20 protein-coding genes and 1 tRNA gene are annotated in these 21,466 nt (G+C 43.3%); 15 read left to right on the plus strand and 6 right to left on the minus strand.

Annotation, left to right across the window (positions count from 1 at the left end; all coding sequences use genetic code 11):
- Positions 1-30: 30 nt before the first annotated feature.
- From DX073_RS11780 to DX073_RS11790, 3 genes are all read right to left on the minus strand, one after another.
- Complete coding sequence (locus tag DX073_RS11780; RefSeq protein ID WP_115008223.1) at positions 31-747, minus strand: DUF4304 domain-containing protein; 717 nt, start codon at positions 745-747, stop codon at positions 31-33.
- A gap of 60 nt (positions 748-807) precedes the next feature.
- Positions 808-2,247 (minus strand): L-serine ammonia-lyase, encoded by a 1,440-nt coding sequence (locus DX073_RS11785; RefSeq protein WP_115008224.1) that lies wholly within the window; start codon positions 2,245-2,247, stop codon positions 808-810.
- Positions 2,248-2,430: 183 nt separating this feature from the next.
- Entirely contained in the window at positions 2,431-3,354 is a 924-nt protein-coding gene (locus DX073_RS11790) for a WG repeat-containing protein (RefSeq protein WP_115008225.1), read from the minus strand.
- 179 nt (positions 3,355-3,533) lie between these two features.
- On the opposite strand from DX073_RS11790, the gene leuC reads away from it, so the two are divergent.
- The 10 genes from leuC to DX073_RS11840 all read left to right on the plus strand — a co-directional run bounded on the left by leuC (position 3,534) and on the right by DX073_RS11840 (position 11,153).
- Positions 3,534-4,955, plus strand: coding sequence for a 3-isopropylmalate dehydratase large subunit (gene leuC, locus DX073_RS11795; RefSeq protein ID WP_115008226.1), 1,422 nt, complete (start codon positions 3,534-3,536; stop codon positions 4,953-4,955).
- Between the two features lie 62 nt (positions 4,956-5,017).
- Positions 5,018-5,752: a hypothetical protein gene (locus DX073_RS11800; protein WP_115008227.1), complete on the plus strand. Its 735-nt coding sequence runs from the start codon at positions 5,018-5,020 to the stop codon at positions 5,750-5,752.
- Between the two features lie 22 nt (positions 5,753-5,774).
- Complete coding sequence (locus tag DX073_RS11805) at positions 5,775-6,092, plus strand: hypothetical protein (protein WP_115008228.1); 318 nt, start codon at positions 5,775-5,777, stop codon at positions 6,090-6,092.
- Positions 6,093-6,104: 12 nt separating this feature from the next.
- Complete coding sequence (locus DX073_RS11810; RefSeq protein ID WP_115008229.1) at positions 6,105-6,638, plus strand: YbhB/YbcL family Raf kinase inhibitor-like protein; 534 nt, start codon at positions 6,105-6,107, stop codon at positions 6,636-6,638.
- 15 nt (positions 6,639-6,653) lie between these two features.
- The gene (locus tag DX073_RS11815) at positions 6,654-6,878 is read left to right on the plus strand and encodes a hypothetical protein (protein WP_115008230.1); all 225 of its coding nucleotides are present in this window, start codon (positions 6,654-6,656) and stop codon (positions 6,876-6,878) included.
- On the plus strand, positions 6,862-7,251 hold the full coding sequence (locus tag DX073_RS11820; RefSeq protein ID WP_220186750.1) for a type II toxin-antitoxin system VapC family toxin: 390 nt from the start codon (positions 6,862-6,864) through the stop codon (positions 7,249-7,251). The genes DX073_RS11815 and DX073_RS11820 overlap by 17 nt, the downstream gene beginning before the upstream one ends.
- A 14-nt stretch (positions 7,252-7,265) precedes the next feature.
- Positions 7,266-7,916: a 3-isopropylmalate dehydratase small subunit gene (gene leuD / locus DX073_RS11825; protein WP_115008231.1), complete on the plus strand. Its 651-nt coding sequence runs from the start codon at positions 7,266-7,268 to the stop codon at positions 7,914-7,916.
- Positions 7,917-8,078: 162 nt separating this feature from the next.
- Positions 8,079-9,146, plus strand: a complete 1,068-nt coding sequence (gene leuB, locus DX073_RS11830; RefSeq protein ID WP_115008232.1) for a 3-isopropylmalate dehydrogenase — start codon at positions 8,079-8,081, stop codon at positions 9,144-9,146.
- 240 nt (positions 9,147-9,386) lie between these two features.
- Positions 9,387-10,430: an RsiV family protein gene (locus DX073_RS11835; protein ID WP_181814447.1), complete on the plus strand. Its 1,044-nt coding sequence runs from the start codon at positions 9,387-9,389 to the stop codon at positions 10,428-10,430.
- 150 nt (positions 10,431-10,580) lie between these two features.
- Positions 10,581-11,153 (plus strand): YceI family protein, encoded by a 573-nt coding sequence (locus DX073_RS11840; RefSeq protein ID WP_062498330.1) that lies wholly within the window; start codon positions 10,581-10,583, stop codon positions 11,151-11,153.
- A 188-nt stretch (positions 11,154-11,341) separates the two neighbouring features.
- On the opposite strand, the gene sthA is transcribed toward DX073_RS11840, so the two are convergent.
- The 3 genes from sthA to ppsR are packed head-to-tail and all read right to left on the minus strand — an operon-like array spanning position 11,342 to position 14,294.
- On the minus strand, positions 11,342-12,967 hold the full coding sequence (gene sthA, locus DX073_RS11845) for a Si-specific NAD(P)(+) transhydrogenase (protein ID WP_258556943.1): 1,626 nt from the start codon (positions 12,965-12,967) through the stop codon (positions 11,342-11,344).
- Between the two features lie 25 nt (positions 12,968-12,992).
- A complete protein-coding gene (locus DX073_RS11850) occupies positions 12,993-13,361 on the minus strand; it encodes a DUF4377 domain-containing protein (RefSeq protein WP_115008234.1) in 369 nt (122 codons plus the stop codon).
- 39 nt (positions 13,362-13,400) lie between these two features.
- Positions 13,401-14,294: a posphoenolpyruvate synthetase regulatory kinase/phosphorylase PpsR gene (gene ppsR, locus DX073_RS11855; protein WP_115008235.1), complete on the minus strand. Its 894-nt coding sequence runs from the start codon at positions 14,292-14,294 to the stop codon at positions 13,401-13,403.
- Positions 14,295-14,618: 324 nt separating this feature from the next.
- On the opposite strand from ppsR, the gene DX073_RS11860 reads away from it, so the two are divergent.
- The 5 genes from DX073_RS11860 (at position 14,619) to DX073_RS11880 (ending at position 21,409) form a co-directional block, all read left to right on the plus strand.
- Positions 14,619-16,175: an MBOAT family O-acyltransferase gene (locus DX073_RS11860; RefSeq protein WP_115008236.1), complete on the plus strand. Its 1,557-nt coding sequence runs from the start codon at positions 14,619-14,621 to the stop codon at positions 16,173-16,175.
- A 23-nt stretch (positions 16,176-16,198) separates the two neighbouring features.
- Positions 16,199-17,401: an SGNH/GDSL hydrolase family protein gene (locus DX073_RS11865; protein ID WP_115008237.1), complete on the plus strand. Its 1,203-nt coding sequence runs from the start codon at positions 16,199-16,201 to the stop codon at positions 17,399-17,401.
- Positions 17,402-17,432: 31 nt separating this feature from the next.
- Complete coding sequence (locus DX073_RS11870) at positions 17,433-18,701, plus strand: GDSL-type esterase/lipase family protein (protein WP_115008238.1); 1,269 nt, start codon at positions 17,433-17,435, stop codon at positions 18,699-18,701.
- Positions 18,702-18,832: 131 nt separating this feature from the next.
- Positions 18,833-21,193, plus strand: a complete 2,361-nt coding sequence (gene ppsA / locus DX073_RS11875; protein ID WP_115008239.1) for a phosphoenolpyruvate synthase — start codon at positions 18,833-18,835, stop codon at positions 21,191-21,193.
- A gap of 130 nt (positions 21,194-21,323) precedes the next feature.
- A tRNA-Leu gene (locus DX073_RS11880) sits at positions 21,324-21,409 on the plus strand.
- Positions 21,410-21,466: the final 57 nt, after the last annotated feature.

Genomic DNA, 21,466 nt, shown 5'->3' on the forward strand with positions numbered 1-21,466 from the left:
TATATTATCGTAGGAGAATTATCATAGGGCTTAAAATGTCATGTCAATATCATTGATTATCATGTCTTTTAATATGATTTCGCCAACAAAAGATGATGAAGTTGCGGCAATATGCTCTTTGGGTAATGCTTTTAAGGTTTGGTAAGCACGAATAAATTTGCCTTTATAGCCACTAGATTTGATATAATGAATGATAAATTCATTGATTTGTGCTTTTGTGCCTAGCCCTAATATAAAATAAACAGGGGAGTAGTCTAGGGTTTTGATGTGAGCATGAAATTTTGTGCCATGATTAATTAAAAATTCAATGGCGGATTGTGGATTTTCAAATAATTCAAAAATCGGTAGGACGTATTGTTTAATTTGCTTGCTAATCTCATCAACCGAATGATGAAAACTTGCCCCTGCTAAATTCCATTCATAATATTCTTGTCTAGGATTGATATATCCTAAATGATTAGAATAAAAACATAAGTCATCATCAAGCAGTTGATAAGAGGATAGTTGCTCTTTAAAAGCCTTAGTAGGGCAAATGGCAATATAAGGCATGATGGTAACGCTACCACTATAATTTCGGCGTGATGTCTCAAAGCTGATGGAAAATTCAAGTAAATGATTTTGGCTTTTTCGGCTAAGTGTTCTACCTTGCCTTGTGGCTTTAAAATCAGGAAACTGACTGGCGATGGTTTGACAGCCTTGTATAAAAATTTCCTTTGGGGTCATGGTTTGATTGGATTTGGTATTCATAAGCTATTTACATTGTACAAGTTCATCGTCCTAGTACGTAAGCTAGGACGAAATGACACCTTAACACTGGCTAAATCCCACGCCCACATGACCGACCACTGCCACAGGAATGCGGTTATCGGCATGAATGGCAAGTCCGCCACGAGCGGTTTCTTTGTATTTGTCCATCATGTCAAGCCCAGTCTCTTTCATGGTCAAAATGGCTTTATCTAGTGAGACGTGGTGCGAGCCATCGCCACGCAGAGCAAGGCGAGCGGCGTTAATCGCCTTGACGGACGCCATCGCATTGCGTTCAATACAAGGCACTTGCACCAGTCCTGCGATGGGGTCGCAGGTCAGCCCTAAGTTGTGTTCTAGTCCAATCTCGGCGGCGTTTAGACATTGGGCGACCGTACCGCCCATGACGTGAGCCAGTCCTGCTGCTGCCATCGCACAGGCAGAGCCAACTTCGCCTTGACAGCCAACTTCCGCCCCTGAAATGGAAGCATTTTGTTTGATTAACGCCCCAATCGCCCCTGCCACGAGCAAGAATTCACGCACGCCCTGATAGCTAAATGACGGAATAAAGCCTTGATAATAATGCAGTACCGCAGGGATAATACCTGCCGCCCCATTGGTGGGAGCGGTAACGACCCGTCCGCCTGAGGCGTTTTGTTCATTGACCGCCAGAGCATACAGGTTTACCCAATCCATCGCAAGCAGTCCGCCATCGGCTTTACCATACTCTTTACTAAGTTGGTCATATAAGGCTTTGGCACGGCGTTTGACGTTAAGACCGCCGGGCAGGATACCATCTTTTTGGTAGCCGGCATTGACGCACGCCTGCATGGTCGCCCAGATGTCATTAAGATAATCTTTAACTTCTTCTTCGTCTCGAATGGCGGTTTCGTTGTGGAGCATAAGCTCGCTGATGCTAAACCCATGCGTGTGGCACAGCCGTTCGATGTCTGCTCCTAGCTCAAAGGGATAAGGGTAGGGCGATTTTTTGGGTTCGTCTGTCTGCTCTTGTGCGGTTTGGGCTTTAAACTCATCATTATCCACGACAAATCCGCCCCCGATAGAAAAGTAGGTTTCGCTGATACAAGTGCCATCAGCTAATGTGGCGATGAGCGTCATGCCGTTAGGGTGTTGGGGCAGGGTAACATCGCTATACCACAAGATGTCAGTAGTTTCATCAAAATCAATAACATGACGACCGCCCAAGTTCATCTTTTGGTGCGTGCGTATGTCTGACAAATATTCGTCCGTGCGTTCGGTGTCTATCGTGCGTGGGGCGTGTCCGAGTAGCCCAAGCAAGGTGGCGGTATCGGTGGCGTGTCCTTTGCCTGTGGCGGACAGCGAGCCATATAGCTCTATGGTAATGCCTGTAATTGGACTAAAATCGCTATGCAGTCGTCCATCTAACAGTGCCAAAAACCGCCCACTGGCAACCATCGGGCCGACCGTGTGCGAGCTTGAAGGGCCAACACCGATTTTAAACATATCAAAAATACTAATCATAAAAATTCCTTTAAAGTTATTTTACCGTGTGACAAAATGAATTGTTAAATGGGATGGTCTGACGGGCAGAGTGTGCAAACAATCTTATTTTAAAAAATGCACAGATAGCCATATCAGATAAGTTGCTATTTTATCATGATTGATGGGGTTTTGGTACAATGGCGTATTTTAAAATCAAAAATCCTAACAAGTCACATTGACCCCTTGCGAATTGATACACAGCTTGTCGCCATTGTTTAGATTACCAATCCATGCCTTGCCATTTTTAAACATCAGTGGTTCGGGCAGTTCAGGATTTCTGGTGCTGTCCAAGATAAACCCGTCTTTATGAAAACGAAAATCGATGACCAGTTGCCCGCTTTTATCAATAAAGCCCCAATTATCGCCCATGCGTACCCCTGCCAGATTCTCACTATAAGCTCGGACATCATCAAAGGCGTAGATAATCATCGGTACGCCCTTATCATCGACAAAGCCCCATTTGCCGTCTTGTTGTCTTGGCGTGAGTGTTAGGTGCGTGCTCGGGTTTGGCAGACTGCCTTGGGTAAGTGTCGGCTCTGGGGTGGGCGATGGGTTGAGGGCTTGCTGTGTGCGATTGCCGTTTTTGTCGATGGTGTAGGTGCTACCGCCAGCGGTGACGGTGGCAAGACCTTGGGAGAAGTCGCTGATGTGGCTGATGGCTCGCTCGGGACGGACGATGACCTTGCCCCGAGTGTCTAGCACGCCAAAGCCACGGTTTTGTTTGACGATGATACGTTCGCCTCGCACGCCCCTTGCCCATTGGTTGCCATTCATGCGGTCGTAGTTAAAGGCGATGATGGTTTTGCCTTTGTCATTGATGTAGCCGACTTTACCGTTTTTTAGGGCGGGGAGTAGCCCACTTCTAAACTCCGAGCCCAGCACCGCGTCATAAGCGAACAAATCGGCTGTTTTGTTGCCTTTTTTGTCCAAAAGTGCCACGGGCGAGCCATTGTCTTTGACCGCCAAAAACACGCCTGAACGTGCGGTACAGCTGACGTTTTTATAATGGCTTTTGGGTAGGGCACAGGCATAAGCTAGGGGTGTGAGCGAGCCGAGCAATAAGGCGGTGACTAGGTATTTTTTCATAAAAACAATGCGTGAGAATTTGGGCTATTTTATCATAAGTGGCAAGATTATCATGCCAAAAAAATTTTTCCAAAAAGTTAAATAAACCATAAAAATTATAAATTATTGTTATTTTTAAAGTGTGTTATAATCTTTTAAAATTTACCATACCCAGACCATTTTACATTTGGAGAATAACAATGGCAGGCAAAACCCTATACGACAAACTTTGGGACGACCATTTGGTCAAACAACGAGATGATGGTTCGTCTTTGATTTATATTGACCGTCAATTATTGCACGAAGTAACCAGCCCCCAAGCCTTTGAAGGCTTGACTTTGGCGGGGCGTACCCCTTGGCGTTTGTCGGCAAATATTGCCACCCCCGACCACAATGTCCCCACATCAACCAAAGAACGCTCGCAGGGCATTTCGGGCATTGAGGACGACACTTCTCGCATTCAAGTCAAAACGCTTGATGATAACTGCAAAACCTTTAATGTCGTGCAATTTGGCATTAACGATGACCGTCAAGGCATTGTCCATGTTGTTGGTCCTGAACAAGGTTTAACCCTACCGGGTATGACAGTAGTTTGTGGCGACAGTCATACCGCCACGCACGGGGCATTGGGCTGTTTGGCTCACGGCATTGGTACAAGTGAGGTAGAACACGTGCTTGCCACCCAGTGCCTTGTACAAAAGAAAATGAAAAATATGCTGGTGCGTGTGGACGGCAAATTGGGCAAGGGCGTAACGCCCAAAGATGTGATTTTGGCGATTATCGGCAAAATCGGCACGGCAGGCGGTACAGGCTATGCCATTGAGTTTGGTGGACAAGTGTTCCGTGATATGTCCATTGAAGGGCGTATGACCGTGTGCAATATGGCGATTGAAGGCGGTGCAAGGGTGGGTCTTGTGGCGGTGGATGATAAGACGATAGATTATGTCAAAGGTCGCCCTTATGCTCCGACTGGCGATGAGTGGGAGCGTGCGGTTGCCTATTGGAACACCCTAAAATCAGACGATGACGCTCATTTTGATGCGGTAGTTGTGTTAAATGGCGATGAGATTGAACCACAAATTTCGTGGGGAACTTCGCCTGAAATGGTCATTCCTGTGTCCGCCAATGTGCCAACCTTAGATATGGCAAAAGACGATGTGCAAAAAAATGACTGGATACGAGCCTATCAATATATGGGCTTGACGGCAGGGCAGTCTTTGAGCGAGATTACACTTGACCGTGTGTTTATCGGCTCGTGTACCAATTCTCGCATTGAGGATTTAAGAGAAGTTGCCAAAATCGTAGAAGGCAAAAAAGTCGCCCCAACCATTAAACAAGCAATGGTTGTAGCAGGCTCTGGGCAGGTCAAAAAACAAGCCGAAAGCGAAGGGCTTGACAAAATCTTTATTGATGCTGGATTTGAGTGGCGGCAGCCGGGCTGTTCTATGTGCCTTGCCATGAATGCTGATAAACTACAATCGGGCGAGCATTGTGCCAGCACTTCCAACCGTAACTTTGAAGGTCGTCAAGGCAACGGCGGTCGTACGCACCTTGTGAGTCCTGCAATGGCGGCGGCGGCGGCAATTTATGGGCATTTTGTCGATGTGCGAGCGGTGGCGTAAGGCGTGAAAAATAAGACAATCTGTGGTATGATGGGTTGTCTTGTTTTAAAATTGGAAGAGAAATGCACATACAAAGAAATTCTGCTCAAATCAGAAAATATATTGAACCTACTCAATATTTTCAATTGCAAAAAGAGCAATTATCCAAAACCTATATTTATAAAATTGGTCGTGGAAATTGTTATCCAGAAGATATTTTGAAAAGAATTTGGGAATTGGAAGTTTTAGAAAAGCAGGGTTTTGTGTATTTGGGTGAGAAAAATTGGTTGCAAGATTGTTTAAAAGAGCGTGGTTTTGAAAATTTAAACGATGAGAAAATACAACAAGATTGTTTGGCAATTAAGTATGAGTATCCAAATTTCAAATACCCAACTTATGACAGATGGATTATTGCCTATTTGTCAAAATATCTGAATATCAATTTTGTCAAAACTGAGCATAATAATATTATTGATTATGACACAACATATAGAAATGTTGTGTCTTATGTGGGTACTTTCATACCTGAATTATTCTTAAATTTTAGTCAATTATATAACCCATCTTATGAATTTAACTATGAAAAATTAGATTTATATTTATTGGGAGACGAACAGGGTATATTCTCAAATTCTGTATGTAAACTGTTTGAAGTCTTGCATAATTTAGAATACTACATAGCAATGTTGCCCGAACATTCAGAAGAGCCACTTGAGATTAATTCGTTGGTTTTTGATAATTTGATTAGTTCAGAAGAGTTTATGATTAACACTTTATCTGTGTATGGTGCAGATATGGATTATTTTTTTTGTTGGTAATAAATTTCGTTCTTGGTAAAAAATGACAACCTATTCCGAACTAGTCAAAACCCTAATTACCAACCCCATAGAAGTGGGCGATGAATTATGGGTGTTTAAGATTGAAGTTTTTAAACACTCAAATGGTTATTTTGCAAGCCTTTGGCGACTGGATAATTATAATATCAATCCTACTTTTCCAACAGTAGCAGGGCATATTGCCAGTGAAAGTTTCTTTGTTGATGAGAGTTTTCGTTTTGATGGCTTGGGATTATATGGCGATGATTTAAAGTATTTTAAAACGCTTGATGATTGCCAAAATTATGTGTTAAAGTGTCTTAATGATGAATTTAATTGTTAAAAGGAAAATTGTATGAATGACTTAACCCAAAACCCTTATTTAGAAGTCCGCCAACCCGCCCAAATTCAAGGCGAAATGATATTATTGTGCGATGACATTGCCCTAGACAGTACGCTGTCTAATGATTATGTCGCCAATATTTGGGGGTATGCAGGCAATAATATCAGCCCCAATCTGAAATGGCAAAACGCTCCTGCTGAGACCAAAAGTTTTGTGCTAACAATGTACGACCCAGATGCACCAACAGGCTGTGGCTTTTGGCATTGGAATGTGTTTAATATTCCTGCCGATTGGAGCAAATTGCCAAAAGGCAAGTCCAATGAGTTTGGCAATGGCATTGTGGAATTAAAAAACGATGCAGGACTTGATGGTTTTATTGGGGCATTTCCACCCAAAGGCGATAAACCGCACCGCTATATTTTTACCCTATATGCCCTAAATGAAATACTGGATTTACCCAATAGCATAAGCCCTGCGGTACTCGGCTTTAATTTAAATGGCAAGGTATTGGCAACAGCAAGTTTGACGGCTTATTATCATTGGTAAAATAGGAGTGTTAAAATGCCTATTTCAATCGTAGAGCATTATTATCAAATGATACAGCATTTGGATAATGCCGATAAAATAGCATTGGTTGAAAAAATCAATCAATCAATAGAAAATGATTATTCGCATTACAATAAATTATCACGATTAAAATCTCGTCCAAACGCTGTGAATGGTAATTCCGATGATTTGGTAAATATCAGTTGGGAAGGGGAATTAAATCTTGATTTTCCAAAATGATGTTTATTTAGATACTCATGCGGTAGTGTGGCTATATACGGGGCAATTAAAAAAATTTTCCAAAAATACCTTAGATATTTTAGAAAACAATAATCTTTTTATTTCACCTATGGTCAAATTAGAATTGCAATATCTGTATGAAAAGCAAAGAATTACTGATACGGCAGAGCAAATTATCAATGCCTTAAATAATGAAATTGATTTAAATATTTGTCAAAAGAATTGGATTGATGTTGTCAATGTTGCATTAACTTGTGATTTTACCAGAGATGCTTTCGACCGTCTGATTGTTGCCCATGCGATGTTAGATGATAATATTTTAATCAGTAAAGATACCAATTTAACCGAACATTGCAAAAATTGTGTTTGGTAATATAAGGAAAAGCTATGAAAAAATACACCACCGAAATTGGCATTGTTGCCCCGCTAGACCGTGCCAATGTAGATACCGATTTGATTATCCCTAAGCAGTTTTTAAAATCCATTAAACGCACAGGCTTTGGCGATAATTTATTTGACGAATTGCGTTATTTGGATGAAGGCTTTTTGGGGCAGGACATTGCCAAACGCCCAAAAAACCCTGATTTTGTGTTAAATCAAGAACGCTATTCTGGTGCAACGATTCTCTTGGCTCGTACCAATTTTGGCTGTGGTTCATCTCGTGAACACGCTCCTTGGGCATTAAATGAATATGGCTTTCGCACCGTGATTGCCCCAAGTTTTGCCGATATTTTTTATAATAACTGCTTTAAAAACGGTATGCTTCCTGTGATATTAACAGAAAGTGAAGTTGATGAATTATTCCAAGAATGTTTTAATAATGTCGGCTATCAATTAACCGTAGATTTACAAAATCAAAAAGTAATTTCGCCATCTGGCAAAGAATATGCTTTTGAAGTGGACGCATTTCGTAAGCATTGTTTATTAAATGGCTTAGATGATATTGGTTTGACTTTGCAAAATAGTGATGATATTAAGGCTTTTGAGGAAAAAGCTAAAAATGAGCGTCCTTGGGTGTTTAAGGAATTGACGGCTTGATTTTTTATAATTTGATAGTTGGTGATAAATGTAGGGGCGAATTACATTTGCCCAAAATGAATATTAACAGGGCAAATATAATTTGCCCCTACCAATCTTTTTTAAAATGCCATTTATTTATCATACTTTTTAATTTTGAATAAATGTAAAAAGGAAACCCTTATGAAACACATCGCAATCCTAAATGGCGACGGTATCGGACCTGAAATTGTCGCCCAAGCGGTTAAAGTCTTGGATAAACTCATTGAACAAGGCTTGGAAGTAAGTTATGAATACGCCAAACTGGGCGGAGAGGCTTATGATGCTTATGGTGTGCCATATCCTAGCCAAACCCAAGAAATCGTACGAAAAGCCGATGCGGTGTTATTAGGTGCGGTTGGCTCGCCCCAATATGACAACCTTGACCGCCCACTGCGTCCTGAGCGTGGACTTTTGGCGATTCGTAAGGATTTGAATTTGTTTGCCAATTTGCGTCCTGCGATTTTGTACAAAGAACTAGCCAATGCGTCCACTTTAAAGCCCGAAGTTGTATCGGGATTGGATATTTTGATTGTGCGTGAGCTGACGGGCGACATTTATTTTGGCGAGCCACGGGGCATTCACACCAACGACAAGGGCGAGCGTGAAGGCTTTAATACCATGCGTTATAGCGAAAGCGAGATTCGCCGTATCGCCCATGTGTCGTTCCAATCCGCCCAAAAACGTGGCAAAAAGCTGTGTAGCGTGGACAAGGCGAATGTATTGGAGACGACCGAGCTGTGGAAAGAGATTTTTACGGACGTTGCCAAAGAGTATCCCGATGTTGAGCTGTCGCATATGTATGTGGACAACTGTGCCATGCAACTGGTTAAAGCTCCCAAGCAGTTTGATGTGATTGCTACGGGCAATATTTTTGGCGATATTTTGTCCGACCAAGCCTCTATGCTGACAGGCTCAATCGGTATGCTACCGTCAGCAAGCCTTGATGAAAATGGTAAGGGCTTATACGAGCCTTCGCACGGCTCTGCCCCCGACATTGCAGGACAGGACAAGGCAAATCCTTTGGCGACCATTTTGTCTTTGGCAATGTTACTTCGTTATAGTTTAAATGATGAAGCTCGTGCGGTGCAGGTGGAGCAGGCGGTGCAAAAGGTGCTGGCAGACGGACTGCGTACGGCAGACATCTATGAAGACGGCACGACATTGGTTGGTTGTACGGACATGGGCGATAAAGTGGTGCAGGCGTTGTAAGCGTTGTTAATTTGACACAAAAAGCCCATGATTGTGGGCTTTTTTATTTGCCAAGTGATTGATTTTGCTTTACAATGCTAGGGCGTGTTGAGCATTGATAACATTTTATTTAAATTCGGTAGAGATTTAAAGCCTTGATTGATTTTTGCATGAAAAATGGCTAAATCTGGTTTTTCTCATTTTTCATTGCAAATACCAATCTTCAGCACGCCCTATCGTTTTAATTTAAAAAGGGGTAAGATGATGAAAAAAGTATTGGTGCTGGCTTTGGCGGTGTTGATGACTGCTTGTGGTCAAGATGAAACGGTCAAAAACAATCAAGCAGAATATCTAGAAACTCAAAAAAGCCAAGTCATGCCAAGTGGTGAGCTAACCCCAAGTGAGACCATTCAAGCCCTTGATCAAAAACTTGCCAATGCAGGCAAGATTACCAAGCCTGAACAAATTAAATTTAGCACGGTTGCCTATGAGTATGAACTGCCCGATGAGATGAAACAGGCGTGCAATTTTGACCCAAAAACACCCAAAGATGACAAAGGTTTTTATGAGGGGGATTTTTGCACGAGTATCAACATCAAATTGGCAAAAATTGAGCCACGTTGGATAGAGCAGATTGTCAATAAAAAAATTACCAATGATGATAATCCCAAACTGTTTAAATTTAAGCAAAATGTTGATGAATTTGTGGGCGAGCATTTGGCACTTATCAATGAGATGAAGGAAGTTGCCAAAGAAAATGGCGAGCCCTTTGAGTCGGCACCGAGCTATGCTTGGACGGTTGCCCCAGAGTTTGTCCCTGCTCACAAAAACTTAGCTCAGGTTGCCATTGCTGGCGATGTTTATATGGGTGGGGCTCACGGTATGCCATTTATGGAATATCTGATGTTTGATATGGATTTGCAGACGCAGATTGAGTTTTCTGATGTGATTGTGGCGGATAGGGCGAGTGATTTTCATGAGCTGGCTTATGCAGGGTTTAAAGAATATCTAAAAAACGAGCTACAAATCACAACCAAAAAAGACATTCAAGAATACGAGCAAACGTGGCAGTTTGAGATGACCGAAAATGTGTATTTTGGTAAAAATGGGGTGGTGTTGGTGTATCAGCCTTATGAAATGGGAGGTTTTGCACAGGGTTTTGTTGAGATTGTGGTGCCGTATGATGGTTTACAAGGCATTATCCGAGAGGAATACCTGCCTAAGCAGACAGCCAAAACAGCGAACCAAGAGACAGTAAGCCAAGAGTCGGCAAGCAAAGAGACAGCAGGTCAAAAGACGGAGTAGGCAAGCCAAACGGATAAACCTTGATGTATCATTAACCAAACATTAACAATGCGTTTCTTAATCGTGCTTGTTTTTCCTAATCAGTCTTGTTAGAATTTATCGCATTGGTGTTGTGCCAATAACATTATTCATCAAACCCAAGGAGTTGTTATGAAAAAGCTAGCCCTACTGTCTCTTGTCGCCCTAGCAGGCATGGCAAATGCCGCCACTTATGAGATTGACCCATTTCACACCAATGCCCGTTTTGCCATTGATCATTTTAAAACCAGCACCAATGTGGGCGGTGTGTATGGTCTGACAGGTGAGATGGAGTTTGATAAAGCCAAACGTACGGGTAAGATTGATATTGAGTTGCCATTGGCAAATCTACAATCAAGCTCTAAGGAGTTTACCGAACATCTGCTGAGTGCCGATTTGTTTGATGCTGAAAAATACCCCACCATGCGTTTTGAATCTACCAAATTCAACTACACAGGCAAGGGCAAAGCACGCAAACTAAGCTCGGTGGATGGCAAACTAACTCTACTTGGTCAAACGCACCCTGTTCGTCTGCACGCCAATAAGTTTAACTGTTATGACAGCCCTATGGCAAAAACCGAAGTGTGTGGCGGTGATTTTAGCACGACCATTGACCGCACCAAATGGGGCATGGATTATTTAGTGAATGTTGGCATGGCAAAAAATGTCCGTATTGACATTCAAGTAGAAGCCGCTAAGAAATAATTTGTTTTAACCAAATCTTAACCAAAATCAAAAATCACCCCAAATTGTTTTGGGGTGATTTTTTTATGGTTTTATAAAAATAAAAAGCAAATGATATGGGCGGTATTTAGAGTTATCACAATTTAACCATGTGGACGTAGGGACGTGCTGAGCACGTCCTTTGATGTGCCTTTAAGGGTTATAACACTTTAAAAAATACGGTTCATGCCATTTAACGCTGCCACACGATAGGCTTCTGCCATGGTAGGGTAGTTAAAGGTGGTGTTGATGAAGTATTCTAGCGTGTGACCGCATTTCATCACCGCTTGTCCGATGTGGATAATTTCGGATGCGTGGTTGCCGTAGCAGTGAATACCTAGGATTTGCAAAGTTTCACGGTGGAACAAGATTTTTAGGACGCCTGAACGTTCACCGATGATTTGGGAGCGAGCCAGATGTTTGAAAAAGGCTTGTCCGACTTCATAAGGGATTTGGTCACGAGTTAAATCTTCTTCGGTCGCTCCAATGCTTGAAATCTCAGGAATGGTATAGATGCCAGTAGGCACGCTATTGACAAACTCAGCGTGTTTGTCACCCACCATAAAGCCGGCGGCATTTCGCCCTTGGTCGTAGGCAGCGGACGCTAAAGACGGCCAGCCGATGACATCGCCCACGGCATAGATATGCTCAGCTTTGGTGCGGTAGGTTTGGTCAACTTCAAGCTGTCCACGACTGTTAGCAGATAAGCCAACCGCTTCTAGGTTAAGCCCGTCGGTGTTACCCGAACGTCCGTTACACCAAAGGATGGCGTCGGATTTGATTTTTTTACCGCTTTTTAGGTGCAAGACCACGCAGTCATCAAAGGTTTCTAGGCGTTCAATCTCTTCGTTGCTACGAATACGCACGCCAAACTGACGAAAGTCGTGCGATAGGGCGTCTGAGATTTCATCATCAAGGTAGCTTAGTAGTTGCTCTTTATTATTAATCAAATCAACGACATAGCCCAGACCTGTAAAGATGGACGCATACTCACAGCCAATCACGCCCGCCCCATAGATGATGATTTTGCGAGCGACATAGTCCATTTGCAAAATCTTGTCCGAATCAAAGACACGGGGATGGTCAAAGTCAAGCAGGTCAGGACGGTAGGGGCGTGAACCCACGGCAATGACTGCCTTTTCAAAGGTAACTGTCTTGGCACCTTCGCCATGAACCTGTTCAACTTCTAGGGTGTTTTTGTCAATAAAACGCCCCCAACCTTGGATAATCTCAACACGGTTACGCTCATAAAATAGCTTGTGGGTATTGACTTGACTGGCAATTACTCGCCGTGCTTTGCTTAGCACCTTATTTAGGGGAACCTGAAAGTTGTCGGTAAATGAGCTAAAAATGGGGTCACGTCTCATGCTGATGATGTTAAACACCGATTGGCGAAGTGCCTTACTGGGAATGGTGCCGACATGAGCACAGTTACCGCCTACTTGGTCACGGGGGTCGATGACTGCCACTTTGAGTCCTGATTTGGCAAGTTTCATCGCCGCTGCTTCACCAGCAGGCCCTGCCCCTAGTACCACGGCGTCATATTCAAAGCCGTGACGGGCTTTGCGTTTTTGGGGAGCGATGGCGATACGCTGACCGTCAAGAGGGCTAATTAGCAGGTGACTGAGGTCATGCTCTTCATGAGCTGGCGTGTTTGTGCTGTCAGGGGTTTTGATTTCTGCTTCGGGTAGGGCGGAACGTTTGGCTTGTTCTTTGATGGCGTGTTCCGCCTTGGTCTCATTTTTGGCAGGGTTTGGGGATTTACCTGCCGTCTCGGTGGGGTTGGTTTTGGTCATGATATTACCTTTTTGTTTATTTTAATTAACGAATGTTTTGCGTTAAAATCTCATCTAACTGCCACAGTCCTGTGGGTTTGCCAGTATTTTGGTCTATCTCTTGACGCACCTTGATGGTGTAGGCAGTGCCAACAGTTGGCGTAAAGCCAATGATGTCATTATAGCCAATACCGAACAGCTTATCATCATCTGCCCCAACGGGCTTGACCAGTAGGCACTGCATGGGTGTGGCAGAATGGCAGGCACTGCGATAAGGCATGACTTCTAGCGTTTCACTGGCGTTTAGGGTGACATTAGGGATGTAACGTGGCTCAGGCACTGGCGGACGACTTTGGCACGCACTCAAAGAGATGATGAGTGTTAGGGGTAAGAGCAACAAAGAGCGATGTTTCATATTTTTCTCAGGGTTTATCAGTTTTAAATATTTTAAAAATCAGCCAATCCGCCGTGCCAAACCTGTAATTTGTAAAATCCGTGTGGCAATCTCTTCAACGCTCATTTCTGATACATTAAGGTTGGGGATTTTTTGGGCGGTGTAGATGGCTTGGATGGCACGCTGTTCTTCTTGGCACTGGGCAAGGGAGGCATAGCGAGAGCCTGCTTTTCGCTCTTGGCGGATGCGCACCAATCGTTCGGTGTCAATGGTCAGACCAAAGAGTTTGTGGCGATAGGGCTGTAACACTTTGGGTAGATTACTACTATCTAGGTCATCTTCGGTCAAAGGATAGTTGGCGGCACGAATGCCAAACTGTAAGGCAAGATATAGGCTTGTGGGGGTCTTGCCTGAGCGTGATAAGCCAACTAGGATGATGTCTGCCCCGTCATAGTGATTGGTTCTTGCCCCGTCGTCATTATCCAAAGCAAAATGCACCGCGTCAATCCTTGCCTTATAGTCTTCGCTGTCCACTTGTCCGTGTGCCATGCCTGCATGGGGGTCGGGGGTCTCACCGATTTCATTGGCGATGCGGGTAATTAACCCTTCATAGATATCAAGATTGGTGGCGTCCGCCCCGTTGATGATGGTGCGAATCTCATCACTGACGATGGTGTCAAAAACTAAGGGTTTAAGTCCTGATAAACGATGAGCTTCGTTGATGCGTTTGACCGCTTCATGAGCCAACTCGGGGGTGTCCACATAGGGGATGATTTTGACGTCAAATTTGACATTACCAAACTGGCTAAGCAGTGATCGTCCAAGTGTCTCGGCAGTGATGGCGGTGCCGTCAGAGACAAAAAAAGCACTGCGAAGTAGCTCGGGGGCTTTAAACTGCTTGGTTTGCTTCGCCTGCTCGTCTTGTTGGCTGGGTGTGGGGGTGTGAACGTACATGGCTATCCTTTATGTCCTGTGCCATACATGGGTAAACTTAAATGAGAGTATAGCACAAAAATAGGGGGTTTTGTAGGAAAAATTATCAACTGTGGCATGATAATAAGAAACAGGACAAGTAAATGACAATGATTAAAACAGCATGAAAAAGCGGATAAAATCCCATTGTGCATTTGTGGTAATTTTGTTAAAATGAACGACCTTTTTGTCAATATAAAAAGTGTAGGTTGGATAAAAGGGCGGTGCTAACCATAATAACAACAATCACATCTTTGGGTGGGGCGTATTCATGGTTTCTCAGATGGTTTATGGCTAAGGAATGCAATGTTTTCATTTTTATCGGTAGAATTTGCGTTATTGTTCATGGTGTTTTTCATGCTTTATTGGGCATTTAAAAAAAGACCAGACATTCAAAATATGCTGTTGCTCATTATCAGCTATGCCATTATTTATTTAATGGCAGGCTTGATGGCAGTTGGCATGCTGTTTATTTTTAGTATTGTCATTTATTTCATTGCTCGGCAAATCATCATCAGTCACCACAAAAAATCATGGATGGCGATGGGTGTTATCATCACTTTGATAAATCTATCAGTGTTTAAATATTATGAATTTTTCCGTGCCAATATTAGCCGTGCTTTGGAGATGTGGCAATTAGATAATACGGGACTTATAGCAAATATTATTTTTCCATTGGGTGTTTCTTATTATTCATTTCAAGCCATTAGTTACTTGGTAACGCTTTACCGACAAAGCGTGGTTTATGAGAAAAATGAACAAAATAAACAAAGTGAGCAAGAAAAACAAGATGAAAATAATGAAAATCCTATTTCTTATTTATATTTTTGGCAAGCATTAACGCACTTTTCGTTTTTTGCCACAATTTCGGCAGGTCCGATTACCCGTGTTAATGACACTAAAGGTTTGATTGACATTATGGGTAAGCCTTGTGGGATGTATGACCAATTAAATGAGCCAGAGTCACGCCAATTATTATACCCAAAAATCGCCTTTGCTTTGATTGTGCTTGCCCTTGCCAAAAAATGGTGGCTGGCAGGATATTTGGCGGATAATTGGGTCAATCCCGTTTTTGCCAATCCCACAGGATTCCACAGCTTGGAAGTATTGACTGCTATTTATGGTTATACCTTGCAATTATTTTTGGATTTTTCAGGATATAGTGAGATGATGGTGGCATTTGGGTTATTGCTTGGTTTTCGCTTACCCATGAATTTTAATGCTCCCTTATTGGCACATAATATTAGAGATTTTTGGGGCAGATGGCATGTTAGTTTATCAACATGGATACGAGATTATATTTACATTCCCTTAGGCGGAAGTAGAAAAGGTTTTTGGTTTACCCAGTTCAATCTTATTATTGCAATGGTATTATCAGGGATTTGGCATGGCTCAACCTTTAACTTTTTCTTTTGGGGGTTGTTACACGCCTTAGCCATTGTTTTATTAAATATTGGAGATTTGGCTTGCCAAAAAATAAGCGGTCATGCCAAAGGGCGTAATTTTTTGGCAAATACAGGCATCATTGGTAAAACGCTGGGCGTATTAATTACTGTGCATTTTGTGGTATTTGCTTTTGTGTTTTTTAGAGCGACCACATTAGATGAAGCATTATTGGTTTTTAATGCTTTATTTTTTAATCATATTAATGTGGCATGGACAAATAATCCGCTTTATCTATTGGTGATATTGGCATTGGCATGGCTGATTTATCCATTATTTCATCGTCATCAAAAAAATGTCGGTCAGCTGATACTTAAAATGCCAAGTATGATTTTTTATGTGTTGTGCTTTATGATATTTATGGCGGTGGTAATTTTGGCTCCGTCTGGCATTCCCGGTTTTATTTATGCAAACTTCTAAAAGATAAGATAAAGGGTATTATCATGAGTGAACACAAACAAGATGAGATTAATCATATTGACAAGGCTGATATTGATTGTCAAAATGACATTAATCAAGAAAATAAAAATATTGATACAAAAATCATTGATAAAGAAAATACGGATGAAGAAATCATTTATCAAGAAGATGGCGATGATTGGGATGATGAATTAATTAACCCAGATGATGATTTTAAACAATCTTTTATTAACACGCTCATTTTTTTGGTATTATCTACCGTCATGGGTATTTGGATAATGCAAAAATCAATCAATGCCTATTATCTGCAAACTTATCATCAGCCTAGTCCATTAAATCTAATCAATCACCCTTTATGGCAAAAAGGGGGCAATATTGGCGATGGGTTATATACCTTGCATGATAATATTGCCAATAATATCGACAATATGAATAAAAGTATGATTGATGAGTTTAATGATAATTATGCCTATACCCCTGCTTATAAAGCCAAAATGGCAGAAAAAGCGCGCCAAGAGCAATTACGCCAAGAGCAAGAAAGGCAATTAAAAGCCCAAGTCCTAAAAGAAAATCAAGCCCAAAATGAATTAGAACAATCCTTAACGTTAAATAAAAGCCAAAAGGTATTTTTTGCTGGCGATTCGATGATGCAGGGCATTGCCCCACATATGCAAAAATATTTACAGGGCTTAGGCGTAGATTCGGTCAATCTTAGCAAACAAAGTACCGGCTTGGCATATCCTAAATTCTTTGATTGGAATAGCACCATTAAAAATACTTTGAGGTCAGATAGCAATATTAAAGTACTCATCATCATGCTTGGGGCAAATGACCCTTGGGATATGCCAGATAAACAGGGAAAATACCTAAAATTTAATAGCGAAGAATGGATAGCAGAATATCAGGCACGCATGAAAGATATATTGGATTTTGCCAAAGAAAGACAGGTGGGTGTGATTTGGGTAACGCCGCCAAATATGAAAAAAAATAAATTAAATGAACAAATGGTTCAGCTCAATGATGTGATGATGAACGAGCTGGCTCGTCATAATGTTAAAGTGATTGATGCACGTCCTATTATGGGTGGGTGCAATAATATTTACAATGATTATCTTGAAAAAGATGGCAAAAATATTAAAATGCGTAGCACTGATGGCGTTCATTTTTCTGGCGATGGTCAGCGGATTCTTGCCAAAGAAGTGCAGTCTTATTTAATCATTGAGTGATATTATCATTTGATAACTAAAAAGAGTATTCATGAATTTAACAAAATTTAGCTTTAAGCCTACCTTATTAATCATGGCGTGCGTGTCGGTATCGGCTCATGCCAATCTGGCCAACTTTGGTGAACCCAACACCAATGCCCTAGCACAGGCAATGGCAAATCACTCGGTGCATATCGTCCAACTGGGCGACAGCCACACCGCAGGCGATACCATGACGGACGCTCTAAGAAATCGCTTGCAGGGCGTGATGGGCGATGGTGGCATGGGCTGGGCGATGCCGATGTATTTTAGCGGTCAGCGTATGACACGGTTTAGCTATGATAATGTCGATTTTTCACCAATTTCTAGCCGTACCAACCAAAGCGAGTACTATACGCTGGGCGGACTGATTGCCAGACCCAAGGTCAATGGGGCAAGCCTCACTCTAAAACCAAAAAAAGGGGCAGAACCTGCTCAGCGTATTTGGGTGAGCATTCGTCAGCAACCGACAGACGGCAGATTTACAGGGGTGGACGCTTATGGTAAGCGGTTTGTGTTAGAGACGGCACGTAAGGATGGTACATGGCAGATGGTGAGCGTGGATGTGAATTTGCCGTTTACCATTTATAATGACAATGCCACAGGCTCGGCGATTGGCGGTTGGTGGGCGTTTAATCCTAGTGGGCGTGGGGCAGTGGTGTCGGCATTGGGTATCAATGGGGCAGAGCTGTCGCATTGGAATAGGTGGAATACGCAGGCGTGGCAAAGCGAGCTTGCCACCATTCGCCCCACGCTCATCGTACTCGCCTATGGCACCAATGAAGCCTATAATGGTGTGTCAGGCGAGAGCGTGCGTACGACTTTGACCGAAAAAATCCGCCAAATCCGTGCCGCCAGCCCACGTTCGGCGGTCATGGTGCTAGGCTCGCCAGAAGCTCTAAAAAGCACGGGCGGAAGCTGTGGCACACGCCCTGCCACGCTCACAGACGTACAGACTGCCCAACGGCAAGTTGCCCAAGCCGAACGTACGCTCTACTGGGATTGGCAGGGGGCGATGGGTGGCTCTTGCACCATGAAATCATGGATAAATCGTGGGCTTGCCAGTAAAGATGGCGTGCATTTTAGCCAGTCAGGTTACACTCGTCTGGGCAATGAGTTGGCAAATGAGTTATTGGCATTACAAACGCAAGCCCTCACGCAGTATCCCAATGCCACGCATCCTAACACCGCTCCGACATACAGCCCCAATGATGTGCCGAGTATTAGCTCAGGGCAGGGCGGTCAAGGGCGGGGGTTTATCCGCATTGAACGAGCTAATTAGTCTTATTAAAAGGTTAAAATGGGTGTATTTAGATAATAAATAGACCCATTTTTATAAAAAATAACATTGAGTATTGGCAAATTTATCGTTATAATTTGACAAAATTTTTATAGATTAAAAAAGGTGTTCGTATGGCACAAGTTATCCCCTTTAACAAACTTGGTAAAGACGATGTTGAGATTGTCGGTGGTAAAAATGCGTCTTTGGGCGAGATGATTAGCAATCTTGCCAATGTTGGCGTGTCTGTGCCAAACGGCTTTGCCACGACCGCAGAGGCGTTTAACCGCTTTTTGAACGAAACAGGTTTGCTTGACAAAATCAATGCCGAACTAAAAGGCTTGGACGTTGATGATGTTGAAAAACTTGCCGAAGTGGGGGCAAAAGTGCGTGGTTGGGTCATCGCCCAAGAGTTGCCAAAAGACTTAGAAGACGAGATTCGCACGGCATTTGATACACTTACAGGCGGTCAAGATGTGGCGGTGGCGGTGCGTTCGTCAGCGACTGCCGAAGATTTGCCTGATGCGTCTTTTGCAGGTCAGCAAGAGACATTCCTTAACATTCGTGGCATTGACAACGTACTGATTGCTATCAAAGAAGTATTTGCAAGTCTATACAACGACCGTGCAATCGCTTACCGTGTCCACAAAGGCTTTGAACACGCTGGTGTGGCGTTGTCGGCAGGCGTTCAGCGTATGGTACGCTCCGAGACTGGCACGTCTGGGGTGATGTTCACGATTGACACCGAAAGCGGATTTAATGATGTGGTATTTATCACGGCAAGCTATGGCTTGGGCGAAATGGTGGTGCAAGGGGCGGTAAACCCTGATGAGTTTTATTTATCCAAAAAACTTCTAGTCGAAAACCGTCCTGCCGTGGTTCGCCGTAACCTTGGCTCAAAACACATCAAAATGGTCTATGGCGATGAAGGCACGACCAAACGCTCAACCAAAATCGTGGACGTAGAAAAAGGCGACCGTCAGCAGTTCGCCCTAAATACCGACGAGCTAACTCGCCTTGCCAAACAAGCCCTTAGCATTGAAAAGCACTACGGCTGTCCTATGGATATTGAATGGGCAAAAGACGGCGATACTAATGAGCTTTTCATCGTGCAAGCTCGCCCCGAGACCGTCAAATCTCGCCAAGACAAAACCAGCATGGAGCGTTACGTCATCAATAGCAAGGGGGCAAAAGTGCTGTGTGAAGGGCGTTCTATCGGTCAGCGTGTCGGTGCAGGCAAGGTGCGTATCGTAACGAATTTGAACGAAATGAGCAAAGTTCAAGACGGCGATGTGCTCGTGTCTGACATGACCGACCCCGATTGGGAACCTGTGATGAAGCGTGCCAGTGCGATTATCACCAACCGTGGCGGACGTACTTGCCATGCGGCGATTATTGCTCGTGAGCTTGGCGTACCTGCCATTGTCGGCTGTGGCAACGCCACCGAGCTTTTGACAGACGGTCAAGCGGTAACGGTATCGTGTGCCGAAGGCGATACGGGCTTTATTTATGACGGCATTTTGGACTTTGAAGTGCAAAAAAATTCTGTCGCCAGTATGCCCAAGCTTGGCTTTAAAGTCATGATGAACGTGGGCAACCCTGACCGTGCCTTTGACTTTGCCCAAATCCCGAACGAAGGCGTAGGTTTGGCTCGCTTAGAATTTATCATCAACCGCATGATTGGTGTACACCCAAAAGCTCTTTTGAACGTGGACACCTTGCCCCAAGAAACCCAAGCCCAAGTGTTTGAGCGTATCGCAGGGTACAACTCGCCTGTGGAGTTTTATATCAACAAACTCATCGAAGGCATTTCAACGCTTGCCGTAGCGTTTAAAGACAAGCCTGTCATCGTGCGCATGAGTGATTTTAAATCCAACGAATACGCCAACCTAATCGGCGGTAAACTGTACGAACCACACGAAGAAAACCCCATGCTCGGTTTTCGTGGGGCGAGCCGTTATATCTCGGATAATTTCCGTGATTGCTTTGAGCTTGAATGCCGTGCCTTAAAATACGTCCGTGATGACATGGGGCTAACTAACGTGAAAATCATGATTCCGTTTGTGCGTACCACAGGCGAAGCTCGCCAAGTCATTGAATTACTTGAAAAAAATGGGCTAAAACGTGGCGAGAATTCTCTTGAAATCATCATGATGTGCGAATTACCAACCAATGCCCTGCTTGCTGATGAATTTTTGCAATACTTTGACGGTTTTTCAATCGGCTCAAACGACCTAACTCAGCTTACGCTAGGGCTTGACCGTGATAGTGGCATTGTGTCGCACCTGTTTGACGAGCGAGATCCTGCGGTCAAAAAACTGCTTGGCATGGCGATTGAAGCGTGTCGCAAGCAAGGCAAGTATGTCGGCATTTGCGGTCAAGGCCCGTCCGACCACCCAGACCTTGCCAAATGGCTCATGGAGCAAGGCATCAGCTCAGTATCGCTAAACCCTGATACGGTGCTGGATACTTGGTTGTTTTTGGCGGATAAATAAAACCTATAAGACTGGGCTGTCCAATCAGTCCAGTCTTTAAAATATTTTTAAAATTTTTTATAAAAACCCCTTGACGAAATTTTAAAATAAGCTATAATACGCACCCATAGCAAACAAGCTAACCACTCATGCCAGTGTGGTGAAATTGGTAGACACGACGGATTCAAAATCCGTTGCCTAATAAGCGTGTCGGTTCGAATCCGACCACTGGTACCAACTACAAACCCTTGATTTTTCAAGGGTTTTTTGTTTTTAAAAGCAAAATCATACCCC

This window comes from Moraxella lacunata (assembly GCF_900453205.1).
GTDB lineage: Bacteria > Pseudomonadota > Gammaproteobacteria > Pseudomonadales > Moraxellaceae > Moraxella > Moraxella lacunata_B.

What these genes read in the sequence shown, in the direction of transcription:
- DX073_RS11790 (WP_115008225.1), bottom strand. Translation starts at nt 3,354, where the DNA reads ATGAAAAAATACCTAGTCACCGCCTTATTGCTCGGCTCGCTCACACCC.
- DX073_RS11815 (WP_115008230.1), top strand. Translation starts at nt 6,654, where the DNA reads ATGCCTATTTCAATCGTAGAGCATTATTATCAAATGATACAGCATTTG.
- DX073_RS11860 (WP_115008236.1), top strand. Translation starts at nt 14,619, where the DNA reads ATGTTTTCATTTTTATCGGTAGAATTTGCGTTATTGTTCATGGTGTTT.
- sthA (WP_258556943.1), bottom strand. Translation starts at nt 12,967, where the DNA reads ATGACCAAAACCAACCCCACCGAGACGGCAGGTAAATCCCCAAACCCT.
- DX073_RS11870 (WP_115008238.1), top strand. Translation starts at nt 17,433, where the DNA reads ATGAATTTAACAAAATTTAGCTTTAAGCCTACCTTATTAATCATGGCG.
- DX073_RS11810 (WP_115008229.1), top strand. Translation starts at nt 6,105, where the DNA reads ATGAATGACTTAACCCAAAACCCTTATTTAGAAGTCCGCCAACCCGCC.
- DX073_RS11785 (WP_115008224.1), bottom strand. Translation starts at nt 2,247, where the DNA reads ATGATTAGTATTTTTGATATGTTTAAAATCGGTGTTGGCCCTTCAAGC.
- leuC (WP_115008226.1), top strand. Translation starts at nt 3,534, where the DNA reads ATGGCAGGCAAAACCCTATACGACAAACTTTGGGACGACCATTTGGTC.
- leuD (WP_115008231.1), top strand. Translation starts at nt 7,266, where the DNA reads ATGAAAAAATACACCACCGAAATTGGCATTGTTGCCCCGCTAGACCGT.
- DX073_RS11800 (WP_115008227.1), top strand. Translation starts at nt 5,018, where the DNA reads ATGCACATACAAAGAAATTCTGCTCAAATCAGAAAATATATTGAACCT.
- DX073_RS11840 (WP_062498330.1), top strand. Translation starts at nt 10,581, where the DNA reads ATGAAAAAGCTAGCCCTACTGTCTCTTGTCGCCCTAGCAGGCATGGCA.
- DX073_RS11850 (WP_115008234.1), bottom strand. Translation starts at nt 13,361, where the DNA reads ATGAAACATCGCTCTTTGTTGCTCTTACCCCTAACACTCATCATCTCT.
- leuB (WP_115008232.1), top strand. Translation starts at nt 8,079, where the DNA reads ATGAAACACATCGCAATCCTAAATGGCGACGGTATCGGACCTGAAATT.
- DX073_RS11805 (WP_115008228.1), top strand. Translation starts at nt 5,775, where the DNA reads ATGACAACCTATTCCGAACTAGTCAAAACCCTAATTACCAACCCCATA.
- DX073_RS11780 (WP_115008223.1), bottom strand. Translation starts at nt 747, where the DNA reads ATGAATACCAAATCCAATCAAACCATGACCCCAAAGGAAATTTTTATA.
- DX073_RS11865 (WP_115008237.1), top strand. Translation starts at nt 16,199, where the DNA reads ATGAGTGAACACAAACAAGATGAGATTAATCATATTGACAAGGCTGAT.
- DX073_RS11835 (WP_181814447.1), top strand. Translation starts at nt 9,387, where the DNA reads ATGATGAAAAAAGTATTGGTGCTGGCTTTGGCGGTGTTGATGACTGCT.
- ppsR (WP_115008235.1), bottom strand. Translation starts at nt 14,294, where the DNA reads ATGTACGTTCACACCCCCACACCCAGCCAACAAGACGAGCAGGCGAAG.
- ppsA (WP_115008239.1), top strand. Translation starts at nt 18,833, where the DNA reads ATGGCACAAGTTATCCCCTTTAACAAACTTGGTAAAGACGATGTTGAG.